This is a genomic window from Streptomyces sp. P9-2B-2 (genome assembly GCF_030406865.1).
Taxonomy (GTDB): Bacteria; Actinomycetota; Actinomycetes; order Streptomycetales; family Streptomycetaceae; genus Streptomyces; species Streptomyces platensis.
Map to the genome: position 1 here is coordinate 1,185,093 of NZ_CP129126.1, position 11,032 is coordinate 1,196,124.

The window sequence follows — 11,032 nt, forward strand, 5'->3', positions numbered from 1 at the left end:
TGTCGGTCTCCGGCTTGTGCATCAGGAGAGTCCGAGTTCGTCGTTGATGAACGCGAAGACCTCGTCGGTGCTCGCCGCTTGGAGCCTGTCCTTGACATCGGTGGGGCCGGCCGTGGACCGCCGGTCCTCCCAGGCTTTGGTGAGGGCCTGCAACCGGCTGGTGATGGAGGCTCCGGCGCCCTCGTCCGGGGAGAGCCCGGCAAGGGCGCCCGCCAGCCGTTCGAGTTCGCCGAGCACCACGGCGGCCGGATCGGCGGCCTCGGGGGCCAGCGTCTCCTTGAGGTGCGCCGCCAGCACGTCCGCGTTGGGGTAGTCGAAGACCAGCGTGGCGGGCAGCCGGAGTCCGGCGGCCCCGTTCAGCCGGTTGCGGAACTCGACCGCGGTCAGCGAGTCGAAGCCCATCTCGTTGAACGCCCGGCCCGGTTCCACCGAGGCCGGCGAGCCGTGGCCGAGGACGGCCGCGGCCTGTTCCCGGACGAAGTCCAGCAGCACACCGTCGATCTCGTCGGCGGTCAGGCCGGTCAGCCGCTGGGCGAAGTCGTCCGCCGAGCGGGTGGCCGCCGCCACCGTCCGCCGGGCCGGTGTCCGCACCAGCCCGCGCAGCAGTGGGGGTACGGCCTCGGCGGGGGCGCCGCGGAACACCGAGACGTCCAGCCGGGCCGGCAGCATCGTCGGTTCGTCGGCCCGCAGTGCCGCGTCGAAGAGCGTCATGCCCTCTTCCGTGGACAGCGGCGGCATGCCGGCCCGGCTCATCCGCCGGACATCGGCCTCGCCGAGGTGCCGGGTGATACCGCTGGTCTCCGTCCACAGTCCCCAGGCCAGCGCGGTGCCGGGCAGGCCGTTGGCCCGCCGGTACGCGGCCAGCGCGTCCAGGAACACATTCGCCGCCGCGTAGTTGCCCTGCCCGGCGCCGCCGAAGGTGCCGGCGGCGGCGGAGTAGAGAACGAAGGCGGCGAGGTCCTGGCCGGCGGTGAGTTCGTGCAGGTTCACCGCGGCGTCGGCCTTGGGCCGCAGCACCGTGTCGAGCCGTTCCGGGGTCAGCGAGCCGATCACCCCGTCGTCCAGGACTCCGGCGGTGTGCACCACCGCGGTCAGCGGACGGTCGGCGGGGATGCCGTCGAGCAGTTCGCGCAGCGCCGTGCGGTCGGCCGCGTCGCAGGCGGCGATCTCCACCTCGGCGCCGAGTGCGCGCAGTTCGCTCTCCAGCTCCGGTGCGCCGTCCGCCGCCCGGCCGGTGCGGCTGGTCAACAGGAGGTGCCGCACGCCGTGTTCGCGCACCAGGCGCCGGGCGGCCAGTCCGCCGAGGGTGCCGGTGCCGCCGGTGACGAGGACCGTGCCGCCTTCGGCGAGGGTTTCCGGCATGGTCAGCACGATCTTGCCGGTGTGCCGGGCCTTGGCGAGGTACCGGAAGGCGTCCGGGGCCCGTCGGACATCCCAGGTGGTGACCGGGACCGGGCGCAGCGCACCGGAGTCGAGCAGGCGCACCACCTCCCGCAGGACCTCGCCGACCCGCTGCGGTCCGGCGCCCATCAGGTCGAAGGCCTGGTACTCCACCCCGGGGTAGGCGGCCGCGACGTCCTCGGGGGTGCGCACATCGGTCTTGCCCATTTCCAGGAACCGGCCGCCGTGCGGCAGCAGGCGCAGCGAGGCGTCCACGAACTCGCGGGCCAGCGCGTCCAGCACGACGTCCATGCCGCGGCCGCCGGTGGTGCGGCGGAACTTCTCCTCGAAGTCCAGGTCACGGGAGGAGGCGAGGTGCCCCTCGTCGAGACCGCTCGCGCGCAGGGTGTCCCACTTTCCGGCGCTGGCCGTACCGAAGACCTCCGCGCCGAGGTGCCGGGCCAGCTGTACGGCGGCCATGCCGACACCGCCGGCCGCGTTGTGCACCAGTACGGACTCCCCGGCCTGGAGTCCGCCGAGTTCCACCAGGCCGTAGTAGGCGGTGGAGAAGACGATCGGTACCGAGGCGGCCCGGACGTAGGACCAGTCGTCGGGGATCCGCGCCAGCATGCGGTTGTCGGTGATGGCCACCGGTCCGAACGCACCGGCGAACATGCCGATCACCCGGTCGCCGGGGGCGAAGGCGGTGACCTCGGGGCCGACTTCGAGTACGACACCGGCGGCCTCGATGCCCATGGCCGCCTTCTCCGGGTACATCCCGAGCGCGATCATGACGTCTCGGAAGTTCAGCCCGGCCGCCCGCACCCCGATCCGGACCTCGCCGGGGACCAGTGGGCGGTCCGCGTCCGAGGGCACCAGCGCGAGGTTGTCGAACGTACCGGAGCTGGTGACATCCAGCTTCCAGGCCGTGCCCGGGGCCGGTGGCACCAGCGTGCCGCCGGAGGCGAGCGAGGCCAGTCGCGGGGTCCGCAACTCTGCTTCACGTACGGCGAGTTGGGGTTCACCGGAGCCGAGCGCCGCGGCGAGCGCGTCCGGGCCGCCCGAACCGTCCGAGTCGATCAGGACGATCCGCTCCGGGTTCTCCGACTGCGCGGACCGGAGCAGGCCCCAGACCGGGGCGGCGACGAGATCCGCGATGCCCTCGTCGGCGTGCACCGCGACCGCGCCCCGGGTGACCACGGCCAGTGTCGTGCCCTCCAGGCGGTCATCGGCCAGCCAGTCGCGCGCCAGCTCCAGCATCCGGCCGGTCAACTGGCGTATCACAACAGGGAGTTCATCGACACCGGTGTCGCCGACGCACGGGACGAGTACCACCTCCGGCGCCGGGGTGCCGGTGTCGAGCGCGGTGGTCAGCGCGGCCAGGTCGGCGTAGCGAACGGCCGTCTCGGGTGCCTCGTCGAGCGTTCCGAGGGTCGCCCAGGCCGTGGTGCCGTCGGGTTCGGCGGCGACCGCCGGCCAGTCGATCCGGTACAGCGAGTCGGGCAGCGACGGTACAGCGACCGTGGCGGCCGGGTCTTGCCGGCGCAGGACCAGGGACTCCACGGTGGCGACCGGGGTGTTCGTCTCGTCCGCCGCGGCCACCGAAACGGCGTCCTTACCGGCCGGAGCGATCCGCACCCGCAAGGTGGCGGCACCGCCCGCGTGCAGCGTCAGACCGCTCCAGGCGAACGGGAGCCGTGCGCCCCCTTCCTCGGCGAAGAAGGAGCCCAGCCCGGCCGCGTGCAGCGCGGCGTCCAGCAGGGCGGGGTGCAGCCCGAAGGAAGCGGCGTCCTCGGCCGCCGCCTCGGGCAGTGCGACCTCGGCGAAGACCTCCTCACCGCGCCGCCAGGCCGCCCGCAGGCCCTGGAAGACCGGGCCGTAGTGCATCCCGGCCTCGGCCAGCTGCGGGTAGTAGTCCGCGGTGTCGACGGGCTCGGCACCGGCCGGGGGCCAGACGGTTTCCGCGTGGCCGCCGGGGGCGCCGGCGGGGGCCAGGACTCCGGTGGCGTGCTGGGTCCAGTCCTGCCCGGCGGCGTCCGACTCCGGCTGGGAGTGCACGCTCAGCGAGCGGCGGCCGTCCTCGTCGGCGGCACCGACCACGACCTGGAGCCGGACCGCTCCCCGTGCGGGCAGCGCCAGCGGCGCCGCCAGTGTCAGTTCCTCCAGCAGACCGCAGCCGACCTCGTCACCGGCGCGTACCGCCATCTCGACGAACGCGGTGCCGGGCAGCAGGACCAGGTCGCCGATGGTGTGGTCGGCGAGCCAGGGGTGGCTGTGGGTGCCGATCCGCCCGGTGAACAGGACCTCGTCGGAGCCGGCCACCGCGACGGCGGCGCCGAGCAGCGGATGACCGGCGGCGCCCAGTCCGGCGGCGGTGACATCACCGGCCGTACCGGACGGCCGCGGCCAGTAGCGCTCGCCCTGGAAGGCGTAGGTGGGCAGATCCACCCGCCGCACACCGCGTCCGGAGAAGAAGGCCGTCCAGTCGGCCGGGACACAGCGCAGCCGCAGCCGGGCCAGTGCGGTCACCGCGGCCCCGTCCTCGGCGCGGTCCCGGCGCAGCGTCGGCACCAGCACGGTGTCATCGCCGGTCACACACTCCTGGCCCATTCCGGACAGCACGCCGTCCGGGCCGACTTCGAGGAAGGTCCGCACCCCGGCGGCTTCCAGGGCGCGCACCCCGTCGCAGAACCGCACCGCGCCGCGGACATGGCCGACCCAGTAGTCCGGCGAGCACGCCTCCTCCGCGGTGAGCGGCCGGCCGGTCACGTTGGACACGATCTCCATCCACGGCGGCCGGAAGGTCAGCCCGGCCACGGTCTGTCGGAAGGCGTCCAGCATCGGTTCCATCAGCGGGGAGTGGAAGGCGTGGCTGACCGCCAGCCGCTTGGTGGTGACGCCCGCGGCGGCGAGGGTTTCCGCGACCTCCAGTACGGCCTTCTCCGCTCCCGAGATGACCACGGAGGCGGGGCCGTTCACGGCCGCGATACCGACCTCGTGCGCGCGTCCGGCGAGCAGTGCGGTGACCTCGTCCTCGGTGGTGCGGACGGACACCATCGCGCCCTCGGCGGGCAGTTCCTGCATCAGCCGGCCGCGCGCGGCGACCAGGGCGCAGGCGTCCGGCAGGGACCACACCCCGGCCACATGGGCCGCGACCACTTCACCGATGGAGTGGCCGACCAGCCGGTCGGGGCGGACGCCCCAGGACTCCAGCAGGCGGTACAGCGCGACCTCGACCGCGAACAGGGCGGCCTGGGTGTATTGGGTGCGGTCCAGTAACGCGGCGTCCGGGGAGCCGGGTTCGGCCCAGACGATTTCCCGGAGCGGGCGGGGCAGCCACCGGTCCAGTTCGGCGGCGGCCTCGTCGAAGGCCCGCGCGAAGACCGGGTAGCGGCGGTGGAGTCCGGCGCCCATGCCGACCCGCTGGGCGCCCTGGCCGGTGAACATCACCGCGAGCGCACCGGTGGTGGCCGTGCCGGTCACCACCTCGGCTCCGGCGGCACCGGAGGCGAGCGCCGCCAGTCCGCGCCGGAGGTCGTCAAGGTCCGTGCCGATCACCGCGGCCCGGTGCTCGAACGCCGACCGGGAGGTGAGCAGCGACCAGGCGAGGTCGCCGGGCGCGGTGTCCGGGGCGGCCGTGAGGTGCTCCGCGAGCCGGGCGGCCTGGGCGGCCAGTGCCTGCGGGGTCTTGCCGGAGAGCACCCAGGGCAGCGGTCCGTCCGCCACCGCGTCGTCCACGGGAGGCGCCGGAAGGTCCGGGGCCTGCTCCAGGATCAGATGGGCGTTGGTGCCGCTGAAGCCGAAGGAGGACACCCCGGCCCGCCGGGGCCGGTCCAGTTCGGGCCAGGTCCGGGGCGCGGTCACCAGTTCCACCGCGCCGCTGGACCAGTCCACATGGGTCGACGGCGCGTCCACGTGCAGGGTCTGCGGCAGCAGCCCGTGCCGCATGGCGAGCACCATCTTGATCACGCCGGCGACCCCGGCGGCGGCCTGGGTGTGCCCGATGTTCGACTTCACCGAACCAAGCCACAGCGGCCGGTCCGCGTCGCGCTCCGCCCCGTACGTGCTGAGCAGGGCCTGCGCCTCGATGGGGTCGCCGAGGCGGGTGCCGGTGCCGTGCGCCTCCACGGCGTCCACTTCGGACGCCTGGAGACCGGCGGCGGTGAGGGCCTGCCGGATCACCCGGGCCTGGGAGGGCCCGTTGGGCGCGGTCAGGCCGTTCGAGGCACCGTCCTGGTTGATCGCGGAACCCCGGACCACGGCGAGCACCGGATGGCCGTTGCGCACCGCGTCGGAGAGCCGCTCGACGAGCAGAACACCGACGCCCTCACCCCAGTTGGTGCCGTCGGCACCTTCGGCGAAGGCCTTGCACCGGCCGTCGGGCGCCAGTCCGCGCAGCCGGCTGAACTCGATGAAGGAACCGGGGGTGGTCATCAGCGTCACCCCGCCGGCCAGGGCCAGCGAGCACTCCCCCGACCGCAGGGCGGCGGCCGCGAGGTGCAGTGCCACCAGCGAGGAGGAGCAGGCGCTGTCGATGGTCATCGTGGGGCCTTCGAGGCCGAGGGCGTAGGCGACCCGGCCGGACATCACGCTGTAGCTGGTGCCGGTGCCCAGGAATCCGTCGGGTCCCTGTCCGGCGCCGGCCAGGACACTCATGTAGTCGTTGCCGTTGGCGCCGACGAACACGCCGGTGTCGGTGCCGTGCACGGTCGCCGGGTCGATCCCGGCGGCCTCGATGGCCTCCCAGGCCACTTCGAGCAGCAGCCGCTGCTGCGGGTCCATCGAGAGCGCCTCACGCGGGCTGATCTCGAAGAAACCGGCGTCGAATTCGGCCAGTCCGTCGATGAAACCGCCGTGCCGCACATAGCTGGCACCGGCCTGGTCGGGGTCGCTGTCGTACATCCCCTCCGTGTCCCAGCCCCGGTCGGCGGGGAACGGGGTGATCCCGTCCCGCCCCTCGGCCAGCAGCTGCCACAGCTGTTCCGGGGTGCGGACCCCGCCGGGCAGCCGGCAGCCCATGCCGACGATGGCGATGGGTTCGTCGGATGCCGCGACGGCGCCCGGGGTGGCCGACGGGGTGCCGGCGGAGTCCGTGATCTCGTCCCGGAGATGGCGGACGAGGACCGCCGGGGTCGGATAGTCGAAGATCATCGTGGCGGGCAGGGTCAGCCCCGACGCGGTGGTGAGCCGGTTGCGGAACTCCACCGCGCTCAGCGAGTCGAAGCCCAGATCCTTGAACGCCCGTGCCCGGTCGACGAGTTCGGGGCTGTCGTAGCCGAGGACGTCCGCTATCTGGGTGCGGACGAAGTCCAGCAGCGCCTTGTCCCGGTCGGCGTCGGTCAGCCCGGCGAGCTCCCGGCGCAGCGCCGAATCGGCGACCGCCGGGCCGTCACCCCCGCTCAGCAGACCGCGTGCCTCGGGCACCCCGGCGAACAGCGGGCTGGGCCGGACGAAGGTGAAGCCGGGGATGAACCGGTCCCAGTCGACGTCCGCGACGGTCAGACAGGTCTCGTCCTGGCCGAGCGCCGCGGCCAGCGCGCTGATGGCCAGTTCCGGTGCCATGGCGGGCAGTCCGCGCTGACGGAGCTGGTCCTGTACGGCGGCGTCCGCCGCGAGGCCGTCGCCGCCCCAGGGGGCCCAGGCAACCGAGGTGGCGGTGAGTCCGCGGGCCCGGCGCTGTTCGGCGAGGGCGTCGAGGTAGGCGTTGGCGGCGCCGTAACCGGCCTGGCCGCCGCTGCCCCAGATCCCGGCGACGGAGGAGAACAGCACAAAGGCGTCCAGCTGCCGGTCGCCAAGGAGGGTGTCCAGGTTCTCCGCACCGGCGACCTTGGAGGCGAGGACCCCGTCGAGGTCCGCCGCGCCGAGCTCGGTGACCGGCACAACGGGCCCGCCGGTGCCGGCGATGTGCAGCACCGCCGAGGGAGCTTCGGGCAGGCCGTCGAGCAGCCGGGTGAGGCTTCCCCGGTCGGCCACGTCGCAGGCGGCGAGGGTGACCTCGGCGCCCAGTGCGGTGAGTTCCGCGGCGAGTTCGCTGCTGCCGGGGGCGTCCGGGCCGCGGCGGCTGGTGAGCACCAGGTGCCCGGCCCCGTTGGCGGCGAGCCAGCGGGCACACGCGGCGCCCAGCGCGCCGGTGCCGCCGGTGATCAGCACGGTGCCGCGGGGCTTCCAGGGCGCGGCGTCCCGGTCGAGGCGGGCGCGGACCAGTCGGCGGGCGAATACTCCGGCCGGCCGGATCGCGAGCTGGTCCTCGTCCCCGGCGCCGCTGAGGACGGCACAGAGCCGGGCCGCCGCGGTCCGGTCCAGTTCGGCGGGCAGGTCGATGAGCCCGCCCCAGCGGTCGGACTGTTCCAGGGCGACGGTCCGGCCGAGCCCCCACACCTGGGCGAGTGCCGGCTCCCGCAGCGGGTCCGCCGCGCCGGTCGACACCGCCCCGCTGGTGACACACCACAGGGGCGCGCCGATACCCGCGTCGCCCAGCGCCTGTACCAGCGCCAGTGCGTCGGTGACGGTCGGCCGGGCCAGCACTCCGGCGATGTCGCCGTCGAGTGCCGTCAGGGCGGTGGCGAGTTCCTCGCGGCTGCCGCCGAGGGCGAGAGGTACCACGTGGGCGCCGTGCGCGGTGAGTGCCGCCGCGACGGGGTCGTCCTCGTCAGGTCCGGCGAGGAGCCAGGTGCCGTGGAGCGCGGCGGCGCCGGTCGGTACCGGCTTCCAGGAGATCCGGTAGGCCCACTTGTCCACCGTGGACTCGTGCTCCTGACGCCGGCGCCAGGCGGACAGCGCGGGCAGGATCGCGCCGAGCGGCTGGTCCTCGTCCAGCTCCAGGGTGTGCAGCAGTTCGGGGAGGTTATCGCGGGCGACCAGGTCCCAGAACCGGGCGTCGTCCGCGGCGGCCGGACGGTCCGGCTCGCCGGTGACGTCCGCCTCGTCCAGCCAGTACCGCCGCCGCTGGAAGGGATAGGTGGGCAGCTCGACCCGCCGGGCTCCGGTGAGCAGCGGGTTCCAGTCCACCGTGGCGCCACGGGCGTACGCCCCGCCCACCGCCTCCAGCAGCGCGACGGGCTCGGTGCGGTTCTCGCGCAGGGCGGGCAGGAACCGGACGGTGTCGTTCCCCGGCAGGCAGTCCTGGCCCATGGCGGAGAGCACCCCGCCGGGCCCGAGTTCGAGAAAGGTGGTCACACCGTCGGCGTGCCCGGCGAGCAGGCCGTCGTGGAAGCGCACCGCCTCGCGGACGTGCCGCACCCAGTATTCGGGGTCGCACAGTTCCCGGTCGGTGGCGAGCCGTCCGGTCACGTTGGACACCACGGGTATCCGGGGCTCGGCGTAGGTGATGCCTTGCGCGACCGCGCGGAAGGCGTCGAGCAGGGGTTCCATCAGCGGCGAGTGGAAGGCATGGCTGACCCGCAGCCGCTTCACCTTGCGGCCGCGCGACGACAGTTCCGCGGTGATCCGGCCGACCGCGTCCCCGTCGCCGGACAGCACGACCGACTCGGGCCCGTTGACGGCCGCGAGACCGGCCTGGTCCTCGCCCGCCAGCAGGGGACGGACCTCGTCCTCGGTGGCCCGTACCGACACCATGGCGCCGCCGGGCGGGAGTTCCTGCATCAGCCGGCCACGGGCCGCCACCAGGGTGGCGGCGTCCGCCAGCGACCAGACTCCGGCCACATGGGCGGCGGTGATCTCACCGATGGAGTGGCCCATCAGGAGGTCCGGCGCCAGGCCCCAGGATTCGGTGAGCCGGTACAGCGCGACCTCGAGGGCGAACAGGGCGGCCTGGGTGTACTGCGTCTGGTCGAGGAGTTCACTCGTACCGTGCACGACCTCGCGCAGCGGCTCCGGCAGCCGGCCGTCGAAGGCGGCACAGACCTCGTCGAAGGCGCGGGCGAACACCGGGTACGTCGCATACAGTTCCCGGCCCATCCCGGCCCGTTGGGAACCCTGCCCGGTGAACAGCACACCGAGCTTGCCGTCGGCGACGACATCGGCGACCACTCCGGCCGGGCGCCGTCCGGCGGCCAGCCCCCGGGCGGCGGACAGCAGACCGTCCCGGTCGGCGCCGAGGACCACCGCACGGTGTTCCAGCGCGGAGCGGGTGGTGACCAGCGACCCGCCGATATCCGTCGGCGTGGCCTCCGGCCGCCCGTCGGCGAACGACGCGATCCGCCCGGCCTGGGCGGCGAGCGCCTCTTCGGAACGGGCGGACAGCACCCAGGGCACCGGCCCGTCGTTCGGCACCGACTCCGCAGCCTCAGCCCCCGTCTCGCTCTCGGACTCGGACTCGGTCCCGACGACTGCCACCGCTTCGGCCTGCTCCAGCACCACATGCGCGTTGGTGCCACTGAACCCGAAGGAGGACACCGCGGCCCGTCGAGGCTGCCCGGTCTGCGGCCACTCGCGCGCCTCGGCGAGCAGCTCCACCGCACCCGCGGTCCAGTCCACATGGGTCGAGGGCCGGTCCACATGCAGCGTCTTGGGCAGCACACCGTGCCGCATGGCCAGGACCATCTTCATGATGCCGGCGACTCCGGCCGCGGCCTGGGTGTGCCCGATGTTCGACTTCACCGAACCGAGCCACAGCGGCCGCTCCCGGTCCTGCCCGTACGACGCCAAAAGCGCCTGCGCCTCGATGGGGTCACCGAGGGTGGTACCGGTGCCATGTGCCTCGACCGCGTCGATCTGGCCGGGGGCCAGCCCCGCGTTGACCAGCGCCTGTTCGATGACCCGTTGCTGGGCGGGGCCGTTCGGGGCGCTCAGCCCGTTGGAGGCGCCGTCGGAGTTCACCGCGGTACCGCGCACCACGGCCAGCACCGGGTGCCCGTTCCGTCGGGCGTCGGAGAGCTTCTCCACCAGCAGCACACCGGCGCCCTCGGCCCAGCCGGTGCCGTCGGCCGCGTCCGCGAAGGACTTGCACCGGCCGTCCGCGGCCAGCCCGCGCTGCCGGGAGAACTCGATGAAGGTCCACGGGGTGGCCATCACGGTCACCCCGCCGACCAGGGCCAGTGAGCAGTCGCCCTTACGGAGGGCGTGCCCGGCCAGATGCAGCGCCACCAGCGACGACGAGCACGCGGTGTCCACGGTGATCGCGGGGCCCTCGAAGCCGAAGTGGTAGGCGACCCGGCCGGAGAGCGCGGAACCGGAACTCGTGCTGCCGAAGTAGTCGTGGTACATGAGCCCGGCGAACACACCGGTCCGGCTGCCGCGGAGGCTCGCCGGATCGATCCCGGCCCGCTCCAGAGCCTCCCAGGAGGTCTCCAGGAGCAGCCGCTGCTGCGGGTCCACCGCGGGCGCGTCCTTGGGGCTGATCCCGAAGAAGGCGGGGTCAAAGTCGGCCGCCTCGTGCAGGAAGCCGCCTTCCTTCGCGTACGACGTGCCCCCGGCCCGGCCCGTCGGGTCGTACAGACCCTCGGTGTCCCAGCCGCGGTCGACGGGGAATCCGGTGATTCCCTCGCCACCGGAGTCGAGCAGCCGCCACAGGTCCTCGGGCGAGGCCACCCCGCCCGGGTACCGGCAGCTCATGCCGACGATGGCGAGCGGTTCATGGCTCTTCTCCTGGGCGTCCTGAAGGCGTTGACGCGTCTCGTAGAGATCGGCCGTCATCCGCTTGAGGTACTCGCGGAGCTTCTCCTCATTCGCCATCTGCTGCGGCCCTCCAGGT

At 73.7% G+C, this 11,032-nt stretch carries 1 protein-coding gene; it reads right to left on the bottom strand.

Features of this window, described 5'->3' with window-relative positions; genetic code table 11:
• Positions 1–21: 21 nt before the first annotated feature.
• Positions 22–11,013, bottom strand: a complete 10,992-nt coding sequence (locus QT196_RS05280; protein ID WP_290354447.1) for a type I polyketide synthase — start codon at positions 11,011–11,013, stop codon at positions 22–24.
• Between the last annotated feature and the right edge of the window lie 19 nt (positions 11,014–11,032).

What these genes read in the sequence shown, in the direction of transcription:
- QT196_RS05280 (WP_290354447.1), bottom strand. Translation starts at nt 11,013, where the DNA reads ATGGCGAATGAGGAGAAGCTCCGCGAGTACCTCAAGCGGATGACGGCC.